The sequence below is a fragment of the Vibrio sp. GJ43-1 genome (genome assembly GCF_055808835.1).
In genome coordinates this window covers 542856-567980 of record NZ_CM147885.1, presented here as the reverse complement: position 1 = coordinate 567980, position 25125 = coordinate 542856, and the positions used below count along the sequence as shown (strand labels likewise).

Below are 25125 nucleotides of genomic sequence, written 5' to 3'. Positions count from 1 at the left end.
CGTTGTCAGCGCTGTTGTATTCTCGCCTTACTGCCTATTTTCAAAATGAGCCAAAAACTCTCCACAATCCTTCTGAAAAATAGGCAATGCTAAGGCGATTTTTTCTTCACTCCAACTCCACCAAGCCAACGCTTCTAAACGTGGAGCGTAACTTGGATCATCAAAACGATCTCGTAGTACTCGCGCCGGATTCCCAACGACAATCGAATAGGCTGGCACATCCTTTGTTACCACACTACCCGCGCCAATAATGGCACCATTACCCACAGTAACACCCGGCAAAACAATCGCACCATGACCAATCCACACGTCATGGCCAATGGTGACTTTGTCCTCTTCGCGCCATGCAAACACTTCGTCATCAAGTGTTGTCGGATTCTCGCCCAACCCATACTTACCTGGACGGTAAGTAAAATGGTGTAAGGTAGGACGCCACCATGGATGATTGCTCGGATTGATTCGCACATTGGCAGCAATGGACGTGAACTTGCCTACCTCAGTAAACATCAGGTTACAGTCGTTTTGAATATAACTGTAGTCGCCCAACACCACGTTATTAAGCACGCAGCGCTCCGACACTTCGGTCCAGTAACCTAACTCTGTTTGATGGTATTTTACGCATGGTGAGACGCTCGGCGCTGCGGACAGTGCCGTTGATTGTGGTTGACTCATAATGTTATCTCCTGACCATCGTTTAGTAGTTGGATGGTATGGGGCAGCGTGTGCTGGTGATGATTAAGCCAATTGATAGTATCGTGACTCACGTGAACCAACCCTAAATGATCTGGTTGGCACTCCTCTACTATCTGCACGACTTGATGTATGTCGTTATGATTTTGAACAAGGCGCGTTTCTTCGCATTCTATCGGCGGGTAATTGCAGTCAGTAATAATCCACCGTACATGCCGAGCTAAGAGCCATGCCTTGGTCTTGGCAGGTAACCCATTGGTATCGGTCAAGTATGCCAAGCACTGTCCATCCCATTCAAACGCATAACCTACACATAATTTTGAATGCGTCAGAGGTAGGGGCGTCACCGTAATGCCTTGCCACGTAAACGCTTGAAACGGCGTTGCGCGTTGGGAAAAATCCAACAATCCTGAATGCTTGTAAAGATCATCGCACCCGCTCGGATCATCTGGAGAGATAACCGAAATAGGCTCGCCTACTCCCCACCGCAGATCAAACAAACTGTGCACATGATCCATATGGTAGTGTGTCACCAATATGGCGTTGATCGTTCCCGCTGGGAAACGAGTCAGTAAATCAGGGGCGTTCGCGTCCAAGAGTAGAGTGTGTCCGTTATGCTCAATATACGCCGATGTTTTTTCTCGTTTTAATCGCAAGTCTACACTTGCTAATCTACACGCTTCACACGAACAGCCATATACTGGCATCATGGCGCTATTGCCCGTCCCCAACATCGTTAACTTCATTGCGCTAGCGTGGCTAGGTCTAAGTCCACCTCCAATTGTTGACGCTTAACCTGAAACTGCATCACACTGGCACAAACAGACCCGCTATTATCAATCACCCAGCTCCCTTCTATACCCGCCACGCTATACGCGTTAGCGCGTTGCAATCGCTGCTCAATTTGTACATTATTCTCTCTTGCTCTAGCCGTAAGACGCTGCCTTAAAATAGACGCTTCAACCTCAATAACAACGGGTATTAACTGACCAGAGAACACCCTTCTCGCTTGTTCTAACTGGGCCCGAGAACCATTGACCACAACAGAGAGCCCTTGCTCAAGCCAAGTATTGATTTCCACACCAACGCCATAACACAGCCCATGAGCTTGCCAGTGCAATGCAAATAAGCCGTTGGCTTTCCGGCTTGCAAACTCCTCATGACTGAGGGCTACATGATTTTCTCCTCCCGCGTCAGCAGGTCGCGTAATATAACGATGGGCAACGACGATTTCATCAGCAAACTGAGCGCGAATCGCATCTATCAGCGTATCTTTTCCTGATCCAGATGGACCAATGACGTAATACACTTTGGTATTTAAAGAAGAGGAAAGTAAGCGAGCACTCACATCCCCCTTCTCTGGCATCATCTCATATGACATCAATTAGAAGACCTTCTTACCTTGGCGCCAAACACGCGCCACCAAAGGATGGCCGTCAACTTGACGCGCTAAGACCAAGTCAGCACGTTTACCTTCATCAATGATGCCTCGATCATTAAGGTTAAGCGCTTGGGCCGGATTCTTCGTAGCCAATTTCACCGCCTGCGGCAATGTCAGCGCATTACGTTCATCCGCTGCAAGTGTGTAAATCGCTTCAAGGAGACTCATTGGGTAATAGTCTGAAGAGAGAATGTCGAGTACACCTTGGGCAGCGAGTTCATGTGCTGCCACATTGCCCGAATGCGAGCCGCCACGAACCACATTCGGTGCGCCCATTAACACCTTAAGACCAAGTTCATGAGACTTTCTTGCCGCTTCAACTGACGTAGGGAATTCCGCAATAGCCATACCGAGCGCTTTTGACTCAAGTACGTGCTCGGTCGTGGCATCATCATGACTCGCCATCGGCGTATTATGCTCACGACATTGACGGCAAATCTCATCACGATTTTGTTTTGACCAACGTTGCGACAACTCAATCTGCATTTTTTCGAACGCAGCCATCTCACTATCACTCATGTTGTACTTACCTTGATAGTAAGTCCGGTATTTCTCAACATTCACGAATTGACGCTGTCCAGGAGCATGATCCATTAAAGAAACGAGTTGAACTTCTGGTAAATCAATAAAGCGCTCAAACATCCCAACCGTTGTCTCATGAGGGACTTCACAACGCAGGTGCAAACGATGTTCAGCGCGCGTTAAGCCTCGCTTCTGACTCTCAACAACGGTATTAATGAATAAGTCGAGATTCGCTTGACGTTTCTCTTCACGAAAGTCCCCCAATGCTACCGCATCGAGTACAGTCGTAATTCCCGATCCAATCAATTGTGTGTCGTGTGCGCTCATTGCTGAAAATGGTGGCCAATCTACTTTAGGGCGAGGCGTAAAATATTTTTCTAAGTTGTCAGTATGCAGCTCAATAAAGCCAGGCATCAAATCGCCACCTTCTCCATCGTAAGCGCCAGGAATTTGGCTAGGAGAATCCGACATACTGACAATTTTCCCCTCTCTCATCTCTAGAGAGCCCTTAACCACTTCATTTTCTAATACTAGATTTACATTGGTGATAATCATGCATTGTTCTCCGTTACGCGCACGCTGAAATGGATAGGGAAGATGAATCTGATGACCCTTGTGACGCTCCTTTTTTAACGTCATAGAGCCTATCAGCGACCTCATCACGAGTGAGCTCATCGTGGAATATACCCACCACGGCTGCCCCACGAGCTTTTGCTTCTTTAATCAGGTTAACGACAACAGCGCTGTTCGTCGCATCCAATGAGGCCGTCGGCTCATCCAATAGTAAAATGGGATAATCCACGATAAATCCACGGGCAATATTCACCCGCTGTTGCTCTCCACCAGAGAACGTTGCAGGGGCTAGAGTCCAAAGATGCTCCGGCACATTCAATCGAGTTAAGAGCGATTGAGCTTTGGCCTTCGCTTGTTCACGACAGCCCCCCATTTCAATCATTGGCTGCATCACAACTTCTAATGCACTGATACGTGGAATCACACGTAAGAACTGACTCACCCAACCAATCGTATGTTTACGCACATTGAGTATTTCTCTTGGTTTCGCCGTTGCAAGGTTCACCCAATCGCCCTGATGTTCAACTTCAATGTCACCATTATCCACCAAATAATTGCCGTACAGAGCCCGCAGTAATGTCGATTTACCGGAACCAGAGCGACCATTGAGTACCACACACTCCCCTTCAGTGACGGAGAAACTGGCATGGGAAAGAACGGGGAGCTCAACACTCTCCTGATTATGTAAAACAAAAGTTTTGCTGACATTCGATACCTGCAATCGAACATTGGCTAATTTAGCATTCATTATGAGGTTCCTTAGTTCTGCAGCACAGATGAGACAAGAAGTTGAGTGTAAGGATGCTGTGGATCATCAAGCACTTGATCTGTGAGTCCATTTTCGACGACTTCACTACGACGCATCACCATCAACCGGTGAGCCAGCAAACGGGCAACCGCAAGATCATGAGTCACAATCACCACCGCAAGATCAAGCTCTGTCACTAATCGACGCAGCAGATCCAATAGCTTCGCTTGTACAGAAACATCCAGACCTCCAGTGGGCTCATCCATAAAGATCAACTTAGGATGCGTAACTAGATTGCGCGCGATCTGCAATCTTTGCTGCATACCGCCTGAAAACGTGGTTGGCATATCATCAATACGATCAAGCGGGATCTCGACATCCGTTAACCACTTACTCGACGCTTCACGAATATTGCCATAGTGACGATCTCCGACCGCCATAAGGCGCTCGCCAATATTGCCTCCCGCAGAAACGCGAGAACGCAACCCATCCATTGGGTGCTGGTGAACGACTCCCCATTCAGTGCGAAGTAAGTGACGTCGCTGACTTTCGGCCATGGCATACAAGTCCTCAAGTTGAGCCACTTGAGCGTCACCCTTCCCTCGAACGTATAAGACAGAACCACTGTCTGGCGATTGACGACCAGATAATGATTTCAATAACGTACTCTTACCGGACCCAGACTCACCCACGATACCCAGGACTTCTCCCGGATAAATATCAAAAGACACATCACTAAAGCCTTTGCCGGGTGCGTATAATTTCGTTAAGTGTCGTACCGACAACAGCGGCGCTTCGGCGTCGACGGGTTGCGCCTGAGCTAGCGCGCACTCTGACTGGTCATTCCATACGTTATTCATGCCACACCTTCTTGTAATTGTGTCTTGTCATTTTCAGCTACTTGGTCGCGACAGTAATCCGTGTCGGAACAAACGAACATGTGATTACCTTTATCATCCAGCACCACTTCATCGAGGAAGGTGTGCGTTACACCGCAAATAGCGCAAGGGTCATCCCACTTTTGAATCTCGAAAGGATGATCGTCAAAGTCTAGACTTCGCACCTTAGTAAAAGGCGGAATGGCATAAATGCGCTTCTCACGTCCGGCACCAAATAGTTGCAGTGCTGGCATGTTGTCCATTTTGGGGTTATCAAATTTGGGAATTGGCGACGGATCCATAATGTAGCGATCATTCACTCGGACAGGGTACGCATACGCGGTAGCAATATGACCAAAACGCGCAATATCTTCATACAGCTTGACGTGCATCACGCCATACTCTTGCAGAGCATGCATTTTTCGCGTTTCCGTTTCTCGTGGTTCAATAAATCGCAACGGCTCTGGAATAGGCACTTGATAAACTAATATTTGATCAGCTTGCAACGCCACTTCTGGAATACGGTGTCTGGTTTGGATGATGGATGCTTCACGGGTGCTTTCCGTGGTCTTCGCATCCGCAACCGATTTAAAAAATTCTCGAATAGAAACCGCATTCGTGGTGTCATCGGCACCTTGGTCAATCACTTTTAATGTGTCAGCCTCACCAATGATCGCAGCGGTGATTTGTACACCACCCGTGCCCCATCCATAAGGCATTGGCATTTCTCGACCACCAAATGGCACTTGGTAACCTGGCACCGCAACGGCTTTTAGTAGCGCACGGCGAATCATTCGCTTCGTCTGCTCATCAAGATAGCCATAGTTATACCCCGTCACCCCTTGAGCATGACTCACTGGTGCTGATGACATTGTCTGTGTTTCGCTCATGACTGGTTCTCCTGCATCAGGGCATCATGTTCTTTGTGCATTTTACGAAGCAGCTCTAGCTCCGCTTGGAAGTCAACGTAATGGGGCAATTTAAGATGAGAGACAAAACCCGCTGCCTCTACGTTGTCGGAATGAGACAAAACAAACTCTTCATCTTGTGCAGGACTTGCGACTTCTTCATCGTATTCCGGCGCTTGAAGTGAACGATCCACCAGCGCCATCGACATGGCTTTGCGTTCGGTTGCGCCAAATGTCAGCCCATAACCACGAGTGAGCTTCGCTTTCTCTGTTTTGCTGCCAACAAAGCCATTGATCATCTGACATTCTGTTAATTCAATTTCACCAATATCAACCGTAAACCCAAGCTCTTCTGGGTTAAGTGATAGTGTCGCCATACTCGGTGCGAATTTCTCCAGCAAACGGATGGTTACGCCCGTAGCCACGCTGCGTTGAATAACTCAGCGCCAACAAAAAACCTTCATCGCCTCGCACCAAATTCTGCAGTCGTGCAGAGCGATCACAGGGGTAATTCACCGGAGTCATGGTGATATCTTCTGGCACCTGTTCGTTGTCACGCTCTACTTTCATCATGTCGAGATGTTCCAGGATTCCCATGACTTGCGGACAAGGTTCACTTGGCGCACACGGCTCCGCGTCCATACGAGGCGCCTCTCCTTCTGCGAGTAAGCTAAAATCCAGTAGTCGGTGCGTGTAGTCATACGTGGGACCCAGGATCTGACCACCAGGTAAGTCTTTATAAGTGGCTGAAATACGTCGCTCTATTCGCATATCACTAGTATTAACTGGCTCTGATACCACGAGACGTGGCAAGGTTGTGCGATACGCTCGGAGCAAGAAGATGGCTTCAACCAAATCACCATTGGCCTGCTTTATTGCTAACGCAGCCAGTTCACGATCGTAAATACCACCCTCGGTCATCACACGGTCTACCGAGCCTGATAATTGTTCACTCACTTGTGCGACACTTAACTCAGGAAGATCTAAGCAACCACGACGCTTTTTCGCTTGAAGTTGATGGGCACGTTGAATCGCTTTTTCGCCGCCCTTTACTGCTACATACATGAAGACACCTCAACGCTAGTCGTGCGTGGCAAGCACAATACATCTTGTTGATGAACCAGTATCAAATCGATACCTAATGGAAAGTCAGTCAACTCTTGACGCGAGGTCAGGAAATTGACGAATTCGCTTGGTACGTCGCCAATATAGGCGTCACATCGCGCCTCAATACCCGGACCCGATAACGAAATACGCTGGCCAGAGGTTAATGAGTCAAGCTCCACAATCACGGTCGTTGCCTGATCAGGGTACTCCTCATTGCCCTGATTAAACGCGAACCACTGACTGCTGCACGATATAAGATCCCTTTCTGCTATTACTGCAAAGTCCGCTTCATTTTGCGTCGCGACAAGTGGCGCACCACTATGAAAGCGCACATTATCGAGTACCGCTTTATCGCTCTGAAGCGCAGGAGATAGCCATACAGACGTTGCATTATCCGCTAAGCTCAAGAGAATTTGTGCCGTTGCGGCCTGCATGTCACCAAAGCCTTGGCTCTTATCTAACGTGACGCGTTTCCCTGGTTCGGACATGGCTTTGAGTAGCAGCCTAAAACAGTACTGACTGTCATGAACAGCGTCTTGAAACGCGGGTGTAATTGTTGTCATGAGTGTTACCTATTGGGTTGATGAATTCACCAATGCGTAATGATGGTCTTTGAAAGGTGTTAATCTTCGCCACGAACCAAAGTAAAAAAGTCCACCTTCGTTGCAGCCACTTCTGCTGCCCTAAGCTGCTCCAGCTCTTGCTTAATAGCGGCAAGTGGTTCAATCACTTTGCTGATCAACAGAGCTTGTGATGGCTTAGTTTGTAAAAGCCCATCAAGCACCGCAGCCAATTCAGCGTGCGCTTTGTTTCGACCACGTATATAGCTGTAGCCCAGTTCACCACTGGCAAGCTTTACCACCGCTCTGGTTATTGTGGCGTCCCCCATATTGAACTGACGTCCCGTCCCCCCCATCCTGGCTCGGATTTGTGTCAATCCAATCTCGGGTTGGCGTACTATCTGATATTCAGCCTCCAGCTGTAGTGCTTTCCAATGATGCTGTAAGTCATCAAATCGACTTTGTGCTAATACTGACATCCACTTTGATCTTTCGGTCACCGCAGTCATTTAATGCTCCATTACTATTTCTGTGGCGTCGGCACGGCAATTGGAGCTTGAGAACTCCGCAATAATGCTCGTACCTTTTATGACGTTTTTCGTTTTGATTTTTAAGATTGGCGTGCTTGCTGGTATCTGCAGTAAGCGGCACTCTTCGTTGGTTGGTGCTCTTGCACCTACATTGGTTTCTTTGCGCTCTAATTCGACCGCCAAACCGCGTTTGATAAACTGATGGAGCGATCCACTTTTGAAATTCTTCAAAATCGGCCACCAATCTACATTCGATAAATAATGATCAATGATGGTTCGTGGCATATCCGCGGTTTTACGTAATGTACGTATATGAATAATGCGCTGCCCTTCTTCAATATTGAGGTGGGTAGCGACCGTTAAAGGGGCTGACATCACTCGTGAAGATAGGACTTCGCAACGAGGCTGGGCGCCTTGTTCAATGAAATTCTTGGTGAAGTATGTAGAAGAATGAATGTGATACTGACTTGGCTGGCGAACAACCATACTGCCCTTTCCTTGGTGACGCTGAACCATGCCGATAGTCACTAATTCATCAACCGCACGCCGTAAGGTGTGGCGATTAACGGCAAACCTTTGCGCTAACTGCGATTCGGCTGGAAGGTAATCACCGGGCTGAAAGGACGCTCTCACTTCCTGCTCTAGCACCGAGGCAATATCCAAATAAACTGGCATCATTTTCCTTGTTACTTATCTAGATAAGTTTCAGTACATAGGCCCCTACGTGGCCTAAACGAATGTCATATGAATGCACTAAGCAACCACATCCTCCCTATCGGGTTAGGTATACTCTGACGGCAAAACATGAACATTACGTGTCGTTTATATGTCTGATTCGTAACAAAAGAAGGGCGGCAACAACTTGTATAGACAAGCTTAACCATCTGATATTTTTAATTAATTCAGTATTAACCAGTTGGTTTATTACAGCTTATCTAGTATGAGGATTCACAATAGTTTGATGTTATTTCGCTCAGTAAGATGAGATCACTCTCTAGGTGCATACACGCTCACATCCATATATACTTTGCGACAACTTTTCTAACCTTAAAGATAATATGAATTATTTGACGACCTTTCTAAAAGGAATGGCTATGGGCGCAGCTGACGTTGTCCCTGGCGTTTCGGGCGGTACTGTGGCCTTTATTACCGGTATTTATGACATGCTGCTAGAAAGCATTCGTCGTGTGAACCCAAGCCTATTTGGCATCTGGCGACGCGATGGATTTAAAGCGGCATTCAATCACATCAATGGTTTCTTTTTGATCGCGTTATTTGGCGGGATTCTCACGTCAATTCTTACACTTGCGAAGTTCATCTCTTGGGCATTAGAAACCCACCCAATTCCGGTTTGGTCATTCTTTTTTGGTTTGATTCTGGTATCGGTCTACCACATGCTCAAACAAGTTGAACAAAAAACAATATCACGCTTCGTTTGTCTAGCTCTTGGTGTCGCCTTTGCTTACTGCATTACAGTATTGCAACCGTCGCAAATGGATCCGACTAATATCAACATCTTCTTTGCTGGTGCGATTGCTATCTGTGCCATGATTCTTCCTGGTATTTCTGGCAGCTTTATTCTATTGCTGCTTGGGATGTACACGCCGGTACTTGGTGCCGTGAAGGGTCTACAGCTCGACGTAATGGCAATCTTTGCGACAGGGTGTTTGGTTGGCCTACTAAGCTTCTCACACGTCCTTTCTTGGTTACTAAAACGCTTCCGTGACTTCGCCTTGGTTTTCCTGACAGGCTTAATGTTAGGTACACTGCCTAAGCTTTGGCCGTGGAAAGAAACCATTTCTTGGAGAACCAATTCTTCTGGTGAGCAAGTGCCACTTATCCAAGAGAACCTATCACCATTTAATTTTGAGTCCATCTCTGGTCACCCATCTCAACTGGTGATGGCCGTTGTTATGATGCTGGTGGGTATTGCCTTAGTCTTAGGGCTAGAAAAAATTGCCGAACATGGCGATAAATAATCCAACTCCATGCTAAAACAACAAGGCCCCGACAATGTCGGGGCCTTTTTTTGTCATCCAATCTTTACAGAGCACATCGCTTTTACTCAATGTGTGCTTTAGAAAACAAAGTTAACCATAACGGTGTAGAGGTTGGCGTCAGTATTTACACCAGGATTAGATACAAACGCACCACTCGCATTATTATAAGCATTAAATTTTTGCCACTCGGCATTAACCGATACGTTGTATCGCACGTCATAACGCAACCCTAGCGTTGTACTAGCGCTAGGTCTTATCATTGTCCTCGTCGAACTCTTGCCCATAGACTGCATATGGCGTAAAAGCAGACATTCGGTAAGCGGCCATCCCATACCAAGCCATAGCAAGATCATTTTTCTGACCTTCAGCTGTTAACTTAAGGTCTCCAAAGTCATATTCTCCTCCAAGAGAATAGAGCTTGATGTTTTGATCCGGCGCTGTTGGAAACTCCGTCCCCATTAATGTCACTGTTTGATCAAAGTTTGAATCCAAATACGCAAAGTTCAATCGATAGTTTTCACCAATTAACTGAGCATTTGCGCCCCACATATTCTTGGTTTCAAATTTGAGCGTGGTAACCGAATTCAAATCCACTTCGTTGGTATCTTTAAAACCAACAAAGGGCGTTAAAGCTAACTGCATTTCATCTGAAATGTCGAAGTTCCACGTGACACTTGCTCCATTAAATGCGGTCACCCCAAGAATACTGTTATAAACCTCCCCAGGCGGGCGGGCAGTCGTATAGGCATGTCCAACATAGTAGTACTCAGAAGCTAAAAATGCTAAGCAAGCGCAATCGCCCACCTCGAACCTCAAAGTCCCCAATAGAATACCCAAGATACGCCCACTCTAATTGAGGCTCACTCCAATGGTCTTGTGGACGCTTAACCACCTGCACAGAGGCTTTAAATGCTTCGCGATAATAATCGAGCTGTACGCCAAACGTCGTGTCGCAGTCATAGCAGTTTTCGTCATTGATATTTCGATTCACCATCAAAGGTGTTGCATTGTCAGATTTCGCCCAAGAGGTTGAGCCGAATCCACTAATAGAAAAGTTGTCTGAGAGATCGATGGCAGCAAGAGAAGGCGCACTCATGACAGAAATGGCTAAACCGAGCAATTTGTTATTCATGGTTATTTCTCCCCACTAACGACGTATAGAATTTTGGCTTCCTGAGGTAAGGCATCTAATGGTGCATACCCAATTCTATTCGGTTTCTCTTGTAACCAATGAATAAGCGCGGTGACAGAAGCATCACCAATTTCTTTTGGTGGTCTTGCTTTACCAGAAAAAGATAAACTCGCCCAATAAGCATTCATCTGAGCAATATCCTTGCCTAATAAATAGCGGTAGAACTCGGAGCGCTCTGACGAATCCTCTGGCCAATCCGATATTTCGATGCGCTTTCCCTGAAGGGATTTCGCTTTCCCGCGGTAAACCATCCTCGCTTTACTGCGAGATAATTCTTCGAAATTGCTATTTAATGTGAACACTGCATATTCATTAGCCGCAAATGCTCGGCTATCCGAAGATAAGCTCACAACCAAGGCTAAGCCCACCACGGTTAAACAACTGATTAAACGCCGTTTAACCAATTTCACCTTATTAACGGTTTGTTCCATTTCATTACACTCTCACGGATTCCTATCCTAGACTACTCATAGATTAGTTCAGAAGTTTGTGTGTTCAAGGTTATTCTCAAGGATTGGTGATATGGGTTTGTTAAATAAGATGTCGATCAAAATCCGCATCATTTTGCTCGCTGTTTTACCGCTTCTTGTCATTATTTGCTTTTCCGTTTGGGAGACATCGAGAACCAATGCTAACCAACAACAAATGGTGCTGCTAGCCGATAAAGTCGCATTTCTTGGGGCGTTTTCTCGCGTTCTTAGTGAAATACATTACTTGCGGCTCGATGCATTACATCGTCGATTTTCTCCATCTCACCACCATCTCTCCATTGATGAAGACGATGACAAAAAGATTCAAGCATTCACCGCCAGTATCCAAAGTATGCGCCATGAAATCGAAAAAATTTATGCCAACTCCACCCCAACCAATATAACAAATGCACTGGACGAAATTTCAGCCTCATCCAATGAACTGGCTTTGGTTGAAAGCTCTGAAGAATTACAAGAATGGAGTGCTTGGAACATTGAGCAACTAAAGGGCATAACCCGTAAACTAGAAGGCATCCCAGTCGATACTAGTTCAAGTACGTTGGAGTCACATTTAAATGCGCTGTTCTTACTTACTTGGATAAAAATGTGGGCAACGGAAGAAAACTGGCTGATTCATTTCGATTTACACGGCGACCATGATGTCAACTTTTACGACCGACACGAGCAACGTCATGCCCTAAATACACTGTTCGAGAGGCAGCAATATCTCATAGACCGCTTCATCTCCATCAACGCTGACCCACAACAAATCAATTTGCTGTTAAATACGTTCGCCGACAACTCCTTTATCGATAGCATTAATTTTAGAGATCTTGTTATGAACTCTGAATTTGACACCCTATCAGAAAACGATAAAGGACCAGGGGCAAGGGCGCTTGACCAAAGACTAGTACTAATAAATCAAGTCACAAATCAAATTAATAAGCAACTATCTAATGACATGATTAAACGCCTGAGTAACCTGCAGCAACAGCTTTGGGTTGGATTAGCCGTCACCCTTATTCTCATCATCACGCTGTTCATTCTCAGTATTAATATTACTCGCCGAATCCTTTTCTTTTTGAACAGCACACTCGACACATTTGAAAAAATCGAGAGCTCCAGTCGCTCTCACATCGTGACCGCCTCTACCATAGGTCACGATGAATTTAGCCGCTTTGGTCAAAAAATAAACACCCTTATTAGAGAGCGGCAAGAAAATGAACATAGAATGATCGCAGCAAAAGAAGAAGCCGAGCGAGCCAACGTAGCAAAAAGCTCTTTCCTCGCCAACATGTCCCACGAGATCCGCACGCCACTTAACGGCATTATTGGTATGTCCGGTATCTTATCTGACTCTAATCTCAACCCAATTCAGAGAGACTATCTCAATACTATCGAAACCTCTTCTCAAACATTGCTCATTTTAATCAATGACATTTTGGATATCTCCAAAATTGAATCTGGAAATTTACTGATCTCTTTGCACCGCTCAAATCTTCGCGAGATCGCTTATGATACGCTCGCGATCGTGCTTGCTAAAGCCAATGAGAAAGATCTTGATCTTCATATTGAATTCTCGGCTAACTTCCCACATACGCTGTTAATTGATGATCATCGCTTACGCCAGATTTTGATGAATCTTATGTCCAACGCCGTCAAATTTACGCAGAGTACGGTTTTGTAAAAATGACCATTCACGTCACGCCTATTAAAAATGAAACATGCCGATTAATGATCGCAGTGAGTGATTCTGGCATCGGGATTGACAAAGACAAACAAGAGGCCATTTTTAAGCCTTTTACCCAAGAAGATAGCTCCGTCACTCGACAATTTGGCGGTACGGGTTTAGGACTTGCGATTTCATCTCAACTTGTCGGACTCATGGGCGGAAAAATAGAGATAGAGTCAGAGAAAAATCATGGCAGTACGTTTCATTTTGAGATTGATTCTGCTGTCGTACAACCACTACCTCCAGCCCAAAATAGTCTACTTCTCCAACAGTTTTGCATTATTAACAATGAGCAGGAACTGGCGGATCAATTGACTTTAGAGATGGCGCACTTTTCCTTACCTATTTCACATCAATTTACTTCAATTAAACACATGCTTAGGCTCAGGGTCTTGATGGGGTGACCATCCTCTATTGTTTATCCAATGATCGAAATGCGATTGATGATCTACAACAAATGACGACCACTTATCCTGCTAATCCGTTAATTCTAGTTCAGCGCCAATCTACCCCAAAAACAGAATACGAAACCGTGCTGTCTGGACTCATTACTTTCCCATTACTTGGTGCACGACTTCTTGATACCCTGACAAATGCTCACACCCAACACGATGCTTTAAATCAGAGACAGCAAGAAGCAAGCATGAACAAGAGTAATCACGTACCTCATATCGATGCTGTCGCCTCCTTATCTCACGACCCAGTTCACTTACCACTTTTTGAAACAGGAGAAAACACAGCATCGTTATCTATTTTGCTTGTTGAAGATAACCAAGTGAATCAAAAAGTCGCCTCATTATTGTTAAAAAAATCTGGGTATGAGGTCGATATAGCAAATAATGGTCAAGAGGCTTTAGACTACCTTTGTGATCCAACTAATCAGTATCACACCGTATTGATGGATTGCATGATGCCAGTTAAAGATGGCTTTACCGCTTCTGCTGAATTTAGAGCGTATGAACGCCAATACAATATAGCAAAGACGCCCATTATCGCCTTGACCGCTAGCGTGCTCGATGAAGACATACGTCGCTGCTCCGAAAGCGGAATGGATGACTATATTTCTAAGCCATTCAATAAATCGGTACTACTTGAAAAGATTAAAAATATTCGTCAATCAGCCAACTTGATATAGCAAGTTTCATTCTAATCTCAATCTAACCGCAAGAAGTTACTGTTTATCGTCGCCGTTTTTTTAAAATCCTTGCCATATTTGTTAATCATCCATTTAAGCGAACATCATGAACAAAAGTATGATCACCAACCTCATTGCATTGGGGTTGCTCGGTGCAGGCTACCAACTCGACAATTCAATTCTTCTCTATGCTGGGCTGTTTGCCTTTTCAGGTGCGATAACCAACTGGTTAGCTATTCATATGTTATTTGAAAAAATACCGGGAATTTACGGATCTGGCGTTATTCCTGCGCGCTTTGAAGATTTTAAAGTTGCCATCAAAAACCTCATGATGGAGCAGTTTTTTACTGACAGTAATATTGATAAATTTCTAAAACAAGAAGTGGGGACTGGGCTTTCTCTGGATTTAGAGCCAGTCATTGAAAAAGTGGACTTCAATCCAACGTTTGATTCTCTTGTCGATGTCATTGAGCATTCACAATTCGGGGGAATGCTGGCGATGTTTGGCGGGACGGAAGCACTACAACCATTAAAAGCGCCGTTTGTCGAAAAAATGAAAGCGGCAATGGCAGATATTGCTCAAAGTGATTCGGTAAAACAAGCACTGGTTGAGCAATTTGAGTCACCATCAATGATGGACGAAGTGAAAGACAACATTGATTCCATCATTGAACAAAGACTTAATGAGTTAACCCCACAGTTAGTCAAAGAGATCGTACAAAATCTAATTAAGCAGCATCTTGGATGGCTAGTGGTTTGGGGAGGGATATTTGGTGGTGTGATCGGCGTTATTTCATCACTCGTGATGTAACTGTTTTTTATTGAGTCATCCGCACATTCTAGATAATAAACAATAAAAAAAGCCAATCACAACACATCGTGATTGGCTCATAATACTGTGAACAATAGTCATTCACTAACAACGTCAGTTGGCTAGGTGACCCTCGGCTTAAGAGAGTCGCTTTTATTCTATGCGCATAACGTGACCTACCGCAAGAGTATCAGCACATTTATTCCGGTTATATATTAAACTATTCGAACTGTGTCACATTCCTCGAACTACCTAAAAATCATATAATTACATCGAGTTAGCCGTAACGACCTTGCCCCATAACACGTAGAGTCAATTAACACTAAAGGGGTATCCATCTGCATTTAAATATCAGAAACTTCCGACAATGATTCATATAAAATTTATTACTTTCCTACATTGAGCGTCGTTTTCCAAGCCGCCATAATAATAAACCAGCTTTCTATTACTTTGAGAGTAACAGCAAATGATGGTAAATATTCACTGAGGAGTCGTAAACGATGTATCTACTTATCTACTTATCTACTTGAATAAATTATCTACTTAAAGCAGATATCTGCCCAACGAGCTAAACCCGCCGTTACCGAACCAAAGTAATTACCAGCCACTAACGGGGTCGTTGGCAAAATGTCGTTCACTGCCTGACGCAGTACTGATGATCGCGCAGAACCACCAGTCATAAAAACAACATCAGGCTGTATGCCCGCCTGTTTCACCGCCTCTTCAACCAATGCTTTTATTTTTTGCTTCGGGTTGTCTATCGCACTCTCCATCTCACTTCGCGTAATATCTACATCCACCTGCTCAGAAATTAGCTGAATGAAAGCGCGATACTGATCTGCTTCTCCAAGTGCAATCTTCGCCTTTTCTGCTTCTCTAATAACCGCATATCCAAGCGTATCTTGATGCAGCTTCACCAAGCGAGCCACTTTGTCTGACTCTTTCGCTTCTTTCAGCAGCATTTTGAGTTCTTTCATGTTTTCATGGGCATAGAACTTTCTTTGCGCTTGAACATCGTTAATAGCGATTGGGTTCCAGAACTGAGTAACGGGTATATCAAGCCCTGAATGGCGCTTTGTTCCCATACCAAAAGCACTCATCAAGCGGCGAAAGGCGATATAAATATCTAAGTCATTACCACCGACTCGCTGGCCTGTATGAGCGATAAGAGAACCCGTTCTATCTAATTTCCCTGCCCAACTCGGCCCCATTTTAATAAATGAGCAATCCGTTGTTCCACCGCCAATATCAACCACTAAAACATTCTTGTCTTCAGACAGTGTTGATTCATAATCCAATCCAGCCGCTACCAGCTCAAGCTGAAACGCAACATCCTTAAAGCCTGCTCGATTAGCCGCGCGCAATAATATCGCTTCAGCTTGGTCATTGGATGCATCTCCACCGCGCCCCAAAAAGTTAACTGGGCGACCAATAACAGTTTGTGTGAGGTCTTGCTGAAGGCGTGCTTCAGCACGATGCTTTACATTCGCCATCATTGCACAAACCAAATCTTCAAAAAATGACAGCTGCATATCGCGCAATCCAATGGTTCCTAAGAAAGACTTCGGCGATTTAATGTAATAGACATCTTTGGGATCCTCTAAGTAAAGATCCAGTGCTTGCTGCCCAAATAAAACATCTGAAGGGATAACTTCAATTCCTTCATCTCGGTTCATTTGAATTGCACGACGCAGCACAGCATCTCCGACCTCATTTGCGGGGCGTATATTTAAGCAACGAAACAAATACTCTGATACCGTTTCGGCTGTAGGGGCACAGAGGGTCGATGAGATATAACAGTCATCTCCAACTAAAGGTATTTGCTGTACTGAACCATTGATAATATGGGCAACGGAGCAGTTTGCCGTTCCATAATCAAAACCGATAGCCATAAATATATACCTCTAAATTATAAAATGGGGAGAACACAACACGCGTGGCTTTAAACCTAATGCAGGGGGGATATGTTGATAGTGAAAACTAGTACAGCTAGGATACCAACCTCTATGTGAACTTCAACACCATAGCGTGAGATTCGTCTTTCTTTATGCCAGCTGTTTTGAAGCACAAGTGTCGCGTACCGGACAATGAGAAATGTCATGTCGGTACTCAGCACTGCGTACCGTTTTATGGATGCAAAGCCAAGTGACCACATATTTACAGTGTAAAATTAAGGCTGATCAATGGGTTACGAATTCGCACTCACTGAAGTTGTCATTATTGTTCAGTCAAAGACAGCAATACTCTGGCGACTGATCGCAACCAGTTGCCCAACATGATTCCACACGTTCGCTTCTGCATGTGCATATCCTTGTGCCGCTTGACGTGTATGTGACTGATACGCAAACCAATCTTCAACACCCACAGACTGATGAGGATGTATAAATTCTAAATTCCACATCATAGTACTCGCGGGGGCAGGTTTATCCATCATCTGTAGCACACCAGGCGGCCATGCATCCACCAAACAAATCAAATGGGCATCGGTTATTTCTTGCGGAGCTTGCTTAAAACGCATCCATCCATAGGAATGTGAGTCCTTGCTTGCTGTAAAGGGCAAATGGCCACGAGCCAAAGCTAAGTCGATATGTGCAGTATAGTTTGGCGCACCTTTCGCGACATCAGGAAAGAGCGACAATTCATTAGGTTCAGGCATTATATGGTTGTCTGAATTCTTAACTCTGATCTGAGAGTCACGATCCACGCCAAAGCATGCCTGTTGAAATACCACGACTTGTTCATTTTGAATCAGCCGCGCGCAAATCTGCGAAACGCTTTTTCCTTCTCGTAATACTTCGAATTGAAAGTGAAACGGCACATCAACTAACAAAGGCCCAACAAAATTGGTATTCAGTGTTCGAAGAGCACGATCGATATTTAATTTTGATCGCATGGCAACGTATAAGATCGCGGCTGACGCGCCACCAAATACCGTCCTTCCCTGTCCCCAAGATGAGGGGATCGTCATTGATCCATCATTCAGGGAACACTGTGTCGCTTGTTCTAAGAGTTCATCAAAATGCATACTGCCACCAAATGTTAATGCTTTGTTATTAATGACAGTAACTGGTCTGATTAGGTAGTTCAAATACTATCGTGCTGATATGGCAGCTGCGTCAACATTTATGCTCAATCACTTGTCATCGATACTCGATAGGGTGACACAAATATAAGGACACAGCGCCAATCAACAACAAAACCGCTATTAACGCTTACGAGGCGGTAGCATATCCGTCATCGAGCCTTCGACAAGCTCTGCAGCAAATGCGAAGGTTTCCGACAAGGTTGGATGCGCATGGACCGCATGAGCGATATCCTTCGCTCGACCACCTAGCGTCATTGCGATTACGGCTTCATGGATTAATTCTCCTGCATTCTCTCCACAAATGCTCGCACCAAGTAATGCGCCAGTCTTTTTGTCAAACAACGCTTTCGTCATACCATTAGCGGCACCAACGCTTTGTGCTCGACCACTCACTAGCCAAGGAACTTTGCCAAGATCGTATTCAATCGCATGCTCTTTCGCCTCTTTTTCTGTCAAACCAACCCAGGCAATCTCAGGAGATGTGTAAGCCACCGATGGAATTAACGTGGGCTTGGTCGATATTTTAATACCAGCAATCGCTTCCGCTGCGACCTTGCCTTCATGTGTTGCTTTGTGAGCTAGCATTGGACCTGCAACAATATCGCCTATGGCATAGATCCCCGGTCGTGTCGTTTGCATCGCTTCATCGACAGGAATTCGCTGGTTAGCATCAAGAGAAATATCTAACGCGTCTAGATTAATGGCCGCTGTGTTGGGACGTCGCCCTACCGCTACTAACACGGCATCAAACGTCTGAGCTTCTCGTGCCTTTTTACCCTCCATCGTGACCAGTACGCCGTCACTCTCTACAACCATATCAACGACTTTGGTGCAAGTGAGTATGTTGTAACGTTTTTTAATACTTTTTTGTAATGGCTGAATCACATCTTTGTCTGCCGCTGGTACAATTTGTTCCGCCGATTCAACAATGGTAATTTGGGAACCGAGAGACGCATAGACCTGAGCCATTTCTAAACCAATAATTCCCCCACCGATAATCAATAAACGGGTTGGGATTGATGTGAGATCAAGTGCGTCAGTGGAGTTCCATATTCGTGAATGCTTTGGCATTCCCGGTATTTCAACGGGTTGGGAGCCTGTAGCAATAATAACATGCTCATAAGTCACCTCACTCACACCGCCGTCACCAGTCACTTGCAATGAATGTTTAGTTTTAAACACACCAGTGCCTTTCACTCTTTGTATACCCCTTGCTTTCGCTAATTTTGCAATCCCACTGGTCAGTGCGTCAACGGTCGAGACTTTGTGCCTGCGCATCGCATCAATGTCTACCTGTATGTCTCCAAATGATACGCCTATGGCCTGGGCATGCTGCGCCTCTGTAATCATGGACGTAGCATGAAGGAGTGTTTTAGAAGGAATACATCCTTCATTTACACAAACTCCCCCTAAGGTTTCACTGCTCTCGATCAGACACACCGAAAGCCCTAAATCCGCCGCTCGAAAAGCCGCAGTATAACCACCAGGTCCGCCACCTAAAATCGCCACATCCACATGAATAGATTCCGACATCAACTCTCTCCTGCCAATACTTTTAAAATGAACACGAACTAATGTTCTTTACTTTCAGCAGTATAAACACTCTAAATGTCTGAGTAGTGTCAATTTTTCCCGGATAGTGACGTCAGTTTGGTTCAATATTTAATTTCGACTATTCAACTGATAGTATCTGGGCCACCTAGTATTGATTAGACGAGTATCGTTGTGACCACGCGCTTTAAAACCGCCCTTATTTCCTTGGCTGTAATGTCATTAACAGCATGCTCTTCACATCAAATGAATCAGCTTGGCCTGCGATCTTCGTCCGTTAACACTTATCCCAACAACATGGACACGGTCGAGCTTTGCGAAGTAGCCAACGGTTACCGAGCGACAAACCAAACTGCTGTCTCGGTCGACTCAGAAGTATGGCGTAGACAACTTTCTAATGAGCAGTGCGAAAGTATCGTTAGAGAGCTCTATATGAGCCGCTTTATTCGCTCTCTTTCAAATACCACTGTGACACTGCAAGCTAACGAGTCTAATACGCCACACCCAACCCCCTTACCCGCTGAGCCAGTGAAGCCAAAATAACGGCCCCTATTTCATCACCATACGGCACTGATACTGACCATAACCTCGTGCCCCACAAAAAAGTGAGTCTGTTGTTATCAATGCTTCCTTGAGTGGACTTCCTAGCCGTATACTGGGTGCTGTCACTCATATATATGGACATGGGAGCGATAATGGAATTATCAGTAGGTCAAGTTGCGAAGCGTGCAGACATAGCAATTTCTGCAATACATTTTTATGAAAAAAAGGACTTATAGCCTGCCACAGAAATACTCGAGTAACCAACGCCGAGTATGATGGTTCAGTATTAAGGCGTATTGCTGTCATTAAAACAGGTCAACAACTGGGTATGACATTAGAAGAAATAAAGCTGGCAATGAGCGCTCTCCCAATTCGCCGAGCCCCCTCACAAAGTGAATGGGAAAGAATGGCGAGAGAATGGCAGCACAGTCTCGACGAAAAAATCACGTTAATGTCTAGATTAAGAGATGAATTGGGAGAATGCATCGGGTGTGGGTGCTTGTCGTTGACTAAATGTAAGTTACGTAACCCTGAAGACGAGCTCGCGAGTCAGGGTGCAGGACCCGTCCTTTGGGCGAAACCTAAAACCTCAAACTAGACTGCTAAATCCTCTTCTTTGAGCTTTGGCACAAAATGCATGACATTGTTTTTTAGATGAAAAATGGCTGGTCCGTGAGTATTTTTCGTTGTCACCTTTTCGCCGCCGATGGCAACGGTGACGCGAGTATGAGTTTGCACTAACGACTCTGCGGTATTAATTTCTAACTTTGCAAACAACTCTTCTTCGAGCGCCGCCTTTTTAGCGTTTAGACTATCAATCGCATCAGTATTGGTGCTATTTAAATCGGCAAGCTCTTGATTTTGCTCTTCTGTGCGCGTTGATTTTGGGATTTTCTTTAATTCGATTTCTCGACGAATCGCCGCCATCTTAGTTTCTTGTAGCGCGGTATATTCATCTTGTAACGTTTCTATTTTTTCAACATACACCTTGTGATTAGAGAAGGCTTCAATATATGTTGCCGTGTCACCTTCAACACCGAGGTGATTGCAAACCACCTTCCCACCCACTAGTGCCTGCCCGCCACTCAACGTGCCCTGCTTTTTATTGTTGCCTTGCACCAATAGATCTCCAACACAACTAAGATCATTGTTTAAGCTATGAACGGCCAGTTTGATATCACCTTTTGCGGATAAGTCAGAAAATTGTGCGTAGTTAGCAACAATGTCTCCGCCCGATTGAATTAGACACGTCTTATCGTCACCATCATCGACATTGTGTCCAATAATTCCCTTTGAAACAATAACATCACCTTTCGCCTCCAGCTTCGCTGATTCGACAAAGCCACCAACCGTAATCGAGCCAGAAGCAACCACTTCCATTTGTGCTTCAACATTACCAGAAATCACCACACTGCCTTCAAAGCGGATATGACCGGTGGAAATATCGACCTTTGATAGACAAAGTGCTTCATCAACATCAACGCCATTCACCTTGAGAATCGGCATGCCGGAAATAGTAGAGATGAGTATGTTGGGGTCTTCTTTTGAAATAGCGGTACCTTTACCGACCTTCAGCAAGGTATCTTTCACTGTTCTAGGAGGAATGATACTACCCGTTACGGTATAACCATTTTGTCCAGATATGGCAGGAATGCGCCTCATCAGCTTTTCCCCCTCTCCGACTGTCACCATTTCACCAAGATCGCGCATATCAACCTTATCAGATTCGCCTAGGCGTTGAGGTTTCAATACACGAGATTTAGGATCGAGAATAAGTGGGATGAACTGACTGTCTTTACCTTCAACAGGTCGCTTGCCAACGGCGACGGGTTGAACGTAGGTTTTACCCGCTTCTAATTGACGGCTAAGCAGCAGGACTTTCTTTAGCGCTAGTTTATTAATTCCCTTTAGCACTTTTGCATCAGCAAGCGTTTTTATGACTTCCGCTCCGGTCAGCGGTTCACCACCATAGGCGCCCTCTACTGTCATATTCGCTAACATATCTTGCTCACTTAACGTGACAGATACCGAAGCATCTTTTATATAGGCAAGTTTGACGCCATGAAAAGCCTCTCGTTTTGCTTGTTGTGCAAAGGCAATAAATTGATTAACTGATGCTTCATCAATATAGAACGACTTTACGTCGAGTTCGGACAGCGCATTTTCAAGTAGAAGCTTTTCCAAACTCAGCCCCTGTTCGTATTCTTGCGGCAATACAGCCACGACCTCTTGTTTGTTACTAGACAATTGGAGAACACTTTTCCACATGACAGGTACAACTTCCTTATTAACCGCCTACGCTTTTCAAACAAAGTGTGATCGCGCTTCAACGAATATAGTTTTATCTTAGTTCAGTCTCAATCTTGAGACTATAAAAACTTCCTAAAACTCGATCTGCGGTCACGTTGTATCCGTTGTTTTTTACAAGCTGTCGTTTAGTTAAATCAAGGCCTATGGTCAACACGTTCAACTAAAACTTTAAGGACCGTTATAATTTACAGTGTAAAACTGGATGACGCAGACCAATTTACACTGTAAACATCATAGTTCCGTTTTACAGTGTAAATTGTAGTGATAATGAGAATCTAGGATTTACACTGTAAACATTGAATATAGTGCTGAATATCTTTCCTTAACTCGGCTTCAGCTTGCTTTCTACCTGCGTAGTTAAGATGCAAAGAACACTCTTTCCATGTCCAGTGTAATAGCCCGACACCGATTAACAGCAAGCTATCCACCTGAATGTGACGGCTAGCCAAGGTACGTAAAAATGCAGGTAAAGCCCAGCGACAAGTTTCAAGAGCGTTACCGCCTTTCGCGTACAACTCTAGCAGCTTTGGTACGGATACCTCTGAATGTGAATGACAACTTTCACTAAACAGCGCCCATGCTAATTTCGGCTCAAGTTCTCGATTCGCGCCCGCCAGTTGAGATGGCATCGTCATTCTAAAAGTATCACGAGCCTGCTTTACCCACACATCAGAAATAGGAAGCATTGGGCGCACCAACCCAAGGCTGTATGTGCCGCTAGATTGATCTTTGGAGGCGCCAAGTCTCACAGGCAAATAATCACTGTCGAGCCAGAAATCCAATAAAGGAAGTGTTAGCCCAAACGATGTTGCAAGATAATCTACAGGTCTGGGGATAGTATTTGCGTAACGAGATAACAGTTCTCGACCAATACCTTTGGAGTGAAGCATTGGGTGAACAGCAATTCGCATGATACGTGCGCATCGTTGTGTCCCGGGTTCGGAAAGCCCTAAATGGTTACTTAAATCACACGGTATCAAATGTCCTTTAGGGCGTGACCGCCCAAGCATGATCGAATCTACAGCTTCAATTGATAGTGCGCCTTCGTAATGAACAAGCATACTCGCGACAACACGCTGCTCAATCGTGATGATATGCAGCTCAACATTATCGTCCTGAAGAAGTAACATAAGATCGTTAGGCGACGTTTGATAATGGGCGTTAACTAATAATGCAAATGCCTGTGGTAATAAAGGGCTTTGCCTCAATTGGCCTTTACTCGTAAACGTAGTCATCGATAAGCTCGAATGTTCAATCTGCTTGTCGAGTAACGCTGAATCAACGTCGGCTAGCTCACAGTCAAGCATAAATGTGGACGCACACCACGCCTCTAAAGGGTCATTCATCGCCCATCTTATCGGTTGATCCATTTGGTAAACCTGAGTTCCAGGTCTAGTGTCCAAAAGCCAAGGCACAAATTTAAGGCTAAAACCTCTTCCACAACCTTCATAGCCATGAATCGTGGTCGTCAGTACGACACGATGATAGTTTCCGATAATCGACTTGAGCATAGAAACAGGTATAGCTGCGGCTTCATCAACAAAAAGTAAATCACACTTCGGTCGCTTTTCTAGTAATTCATCTGGCGCTACAAACATAAGTGAAGAGCCTTGATGCCATAAGTGCGATACGCCAGCATGTTCAAAAATTGGAGCAACCGCCTGTTTGCTTGGTGCGACGACAATAATTTTCAGAGGTGTTTTTTCCAAAAGCCGTTTAGCCGCCAACCCCAACGCGCTGCTTTTCCCACGACCACGGTTAGCCGTCAGAACCAATGGTCTTTTTCTATGTCCTCTTAACACTTTTTCTATCAGCGTAATGGCATGGCATTGCTGGTCATAACACACTTCACCTTCGGTAATACTTAACGCCTGCGTGTTGCTTAGCCACTGATTAGTATTACAAACACTCTCCTGCCCTTCGGGCAAGATAGGAAGACATGAAAGATAGGACTGAAGCCAAGGGTCGAGCCCTGAGATAGTACGACAAACTAAAATTAAACACCCACCACCCACCAAGCTACCAACGGCGGCGTTAAAGCTGTTTGCATCGAACCCATCATCCAATGAGACGACAATAGAACGACTTTCGACACCTAGAAGCTGGCGGCCTTGTTTGGCGGAATAATAGTGAGTACCGAAGAAAGCGTCGCCACCTAATTGGCAAACCGACGAGTTCTCGGCATCGACCATAAATTCAGAAATAAAGGATTGAACCCAGTCCGAGTTTCCCTCGAGTAAGAATACGCCACGAGTAAAATGTTGTTTTGCGGCGTAAAGGATAGGCTTGATGGATTGATATTGCTTAGAGGTTATATGTGACATAGCGTTGTATATTAA

At 45.0% G+C, this 25125-nt stretch carries 22 protein-coding genes and 3 pseudogenes; 7 read left to right on the top strand and 18 right to left on the bottom strand.

Translation table 11 applies throughout. The features are described from left to right. Positions 1–27 precede the first annotated feature (27 nt). The 11 genes and pseudogenes from AC0L66_RS19765 to phnF all read right to left on the bottom strand — a co-directional run bounded on the left by AC0L66_RS19765 (position 28) and on the right by phnF (position 8632). Positions 28–672, bottom strand: a complete 645-nt coding sequence (locus AC0L66_RS19765; RefSeq protein WP_265675706.1) for a DapH/DapD/GlmU-related protein — start codon at positions 670–672, stop codon at positions 28–30. Further along, entirely contained in the window at positions 669–1436 is a 768-nt protein-coding gene (gene phnP / locus AC0L66_RS19760; protein WP_473570517.1) for a phosphonate metabolism protein PhnP, read from the bottom strand. The genes AC0L66_RS19765 and phnP overlap by 4 nt, the downstream gene beginning before the upstream one ends. Beyond that, on the bottom strand, positions 1433–2071 hold the full coding sequence (gene phnN, locus AC0L66_RS19755; protein ID WP_265675762.1) for a ribose 1,5-bisphosphokinase: 639 nt from the start codon (positions 2069–2071) through the stop codon (positions 1433–1435). Before phnN ends, phnP begins: the two co-directional genes overlap by 4 nt. Before the next feature lie 3 nt (positions 2072–2074). After that, entirely contained in the window at positions 2075–3208 is a 1134-nt protein-coding gene (gene phnM / locus AC0L66_RS19750; RefSeq protein ID WP_265675704.1) for an alpha-D-ribose 1-methylphosphonate 5-triphosphate diphosphatase, read from the bottom strand. 13 nt (positions 3209–3221) lie between these two features. Next, positions 3222–3974: a phosphonate C-P lyase system protein PhnL gene (gene phnL / locus AC0L66_RS19745; RefSeq protein ID WP_473570515.1), complete on the bottom strand. Its 753-nt coding sequence runs from the start codon at positions 3972–3974 to the stop codon at positions 3222–3224. A gap of 11 nt (positions 3975–3985) precedes the next feature. Further along, entirely contained in the window at positions 3986–4834 is an 849-nt protein-coding gene (gene phnK, locus AC0L66_RS19740; RefSeq protein WP_473570513.1) for a phosphonate C-P lyase system protein PhnK, read from the bottom strand. Further along, complete coding sequence (locus AC0L66_RS19735; RefSeq protein ID WP_473570512.1) at positions 4831–5742, bottom strand: alpha-D-ribose 1-methylphosphonate 5-phosphate C-P-lyase PhnJ; 912 nt, start codon at positions 5740–5742, stop codon at positions 4831–4833. The genes phnK and AC0L66_RS19735 overlap by 4 nt, the downstream gene beginning before the upstream one ends. Continuing rightward, positions 5739–6825, bottom strand: a pseudogene (locus tag AC0L66_RS19730) (carbon-phosphorus lyase complex subunit). Before AC0L66_RS19730 ends, AC0L66_RS19735 begins: the two are co-directional and overlap by 4 nt. Then, positions 6816–7430, bottom strand: coding sequence for a phosphonate C-P lyase system protein PhnH (phnH, locus tag AC0L66_RS19725; RefSeq protein WP_473570510.1), 615 nt, complete (start codon positions 7428–7430; stop codon positions 6816–6818). Before phnH ends, AC0L66_RS19730 begins: the two are co-directional and overlap by 10 nt. Positions 7431–7489: 59 nt before the next feature. Continuing rightward, entirely contained in the window at positions 7490–7936 is a 447-nt protein-coding gene (gene phnG / locus AC0L66_RS19720; protein ID WP_265675698.1) for a phosphonate C-P lyase system protein PhnG, read from the bottom strand. Beyond that, positions 7937–8632, bottom strand: coding sequence for a phosphonate metabolism transcriptional regulator PhnF (phnF, locus tag AC0L66_RS19715; protein WP_265675761.1), 696 nt, complete (start codon positions 8630–8632; stop codon positions 7937–7939). A 383-nt stretch (positions 8633–9015) separates the two neighbouring features. Between phnF and AC0L66_RS19710 the strand changes: the two genes are divergently transcribed. Continuing rightward, the gene (locus AC0L66_RS19710) at positions 9016–9936 is read left to right on the top strand and encodes a polyprenyl-phosphate transporter (protein ID WP_265675697.1); all 921 of its coding nucleotides are present in this window, start codon (positions 9016–9018) and stop codon (positions 9934–9936) included. A 98-nt stretch (positions 9937–10034) separates the two neighbouring features. Here AC0L66_RS19710 and AC0L66_RS19705 read toward each other — a convergent pair. Both AC0L66_RS19705 and AC0L66_RS19700 read right to left on the bottom strand, forming a co-directional pair. Beyond that, positions 10035–11089 (bottom strand): annotated as a pseudogene (locus tag AC0L66_RS19705) (sulfate ABC transporter permease). Between the two features lie 2 nt (positions 11090–11091). Further along, a complete protein-coding gene (locus AC0L66_RS19700; protein ID WP_265675695.1) occupies positions 11092–11580 on the bottom strand; it encodes a hypothetical protein in 489 nt (162 codons plus the stop codon). A 91-nt stretch (positions 11581–11671) separates the two neighbouring features. Between AC0L66_RS19700 and AC0L66_RS19695 the strand changes: the two genes are divergently transcribed. The 4 genes from AC0L66_RS19695 to AC0L66_RS19680 all read left to right on the top strand — a co-directional run bounded on the left by AC0L66_RS19695 (position 11672) and on the right by AC0L66_RS19680 (position 15297). After that, a complete protein-coding gene (locus AC0L66_RS19695; protein ID WP_473570508.1) occupies positions 11672–13306 on the top strand; it encodes a histidine kinase dimerization/phospho-acceptor domain-containing protein in 1635 nt (544 codons plus the stop codon). 2 nt (positions 13307–13308) lie between these two features. Next, positions 13309–13755, top strand: coding sequence for an ATP-binding protein (locus AC0L66_RS19690; RefSeq protein ID WP_473570507.1), 447 nt, complete (start codon positions 13309–13311; stop codon positions 13753–13755). Then, entirely contained in the window at positions 13752–14486 is a 735-nt protein-coding gene (locus tag AC0L66_RS19685) for a response regulator (protein ID WP_473570505.1), read from the top strand. Before AC0L66_RS19690 ends, AC0L66_RS19685 begins: the two co-directional genes overlap by 4 nt. A gap of 106 nt (positions 14487–14592) precedes the next feature. After that, complete coding sequence (locus AC0L66_RS19680) at positions 14593–15297, top strand: DUF445 domain-containing protein (RefSeq protein ID WP_265675693.1); 705 nt, start codon at positions 14593–14595, stop codon at positions 15295–15297. Positions 15298–15836: 539 nt separating this feature from the next. On the opposite strand, the gene yegD is transcribed toward AC0L66_RS19680, so the two are convergent. From yegD to lpdA, 3 genes are all read right to left on the bottom strand, one after another. Then, complete coding sequence (gene yegD / locus AC0L66_RS19675; protein ID WP_473570504.1) at positions 15837–17189, bottom strand: molecular chaperone; 1353 nt, start codon at positions 17187–17189, stop codon at positions 15837–15839. A gap of 332 nt (positions 17190–17521) precedes the next feature. Then, positions 17522–18385 (bottom strand): acyl-CoA thioesterase, encoded by an 864-nt coding sequence (locus tag AC0L66_RS19670; protein WP_473570503.1) that lies wholly within the window; start codon positions 18383–18385, stop codon positions 17522–17524. 117 nt (positions 18386–18502) lie between these two features. Then, a complete protein-coding gene (gene lpdA / locus AC0L66_RS19665) occupies positions 18503–19915 on the bottom strand; it encodes a dihydrolipoyl dehydrogenase (RefSeq protein ID WP_473570501.1) in 1413 nt (470 codons plus the stop codon). Between the two features lie 192 nt (positions 19916–20107). Between lpdA and AC0L66_RS19660 the strand changes: the two genes are divergently transcribed. Together AC0L66_RS19660 and soxR are read left to right on the top strand one after the other, a co-directional pair. Then, positions 20108–20476, top strand: a complete 369-nt coding sequence (locus tag AC0L66_RS19660) for a hypothetical protein (protein WP_473570499.1) — start codon at positions 20108–20110, stop codon at positions 20474–20476. Between the two features lie 152 nt (positions 20477–20628). Beyond that, positions 20629–21074 (top strand): annotated as a pseudogene (gene soxR, locus AC0L66_RS19655) (redox-sensitive transcriptional activator SoxR). Here the strand turns inward: soxR and AC0L66_RS19650 are convergent. Together AC0L66_RS19650 and AC0L66_RS19645 are read right to left on the bottom strand one after the other, a co-directional pair. Continuing rightward, positions 21071–22723: a DUF342 domain-containing protein gene (locus tag AC0L66_RS19650; protein ID WP_473570498.1), complete on the bottom strand. Its 1653-nt coding sequence runs from the start codon at positions 22721–22723 to the stop codon at positions 21071–21073. The pseudogene soxR and the gene AC0L66_RS19650 sit on opposite strands and share 4 nt — an antisense overlap. A gap of 338 nt (positions 22724–23061) precedes the next feature. Beyond that, positions 23062–25110, bottom strand: a complete 2049-nt coding sequence (locus AC0L66_RS19645) for a tRNA(Met) cytidine acetyltransferase TmcA domain-containing protein (RefSeq protein ID WP_473570497.1) — start codon at positions 25108–25110, stop codon at positions 23062–23064. Between the last annotated feature and the right edge of the window lie 15 nt (positions 25111–25125).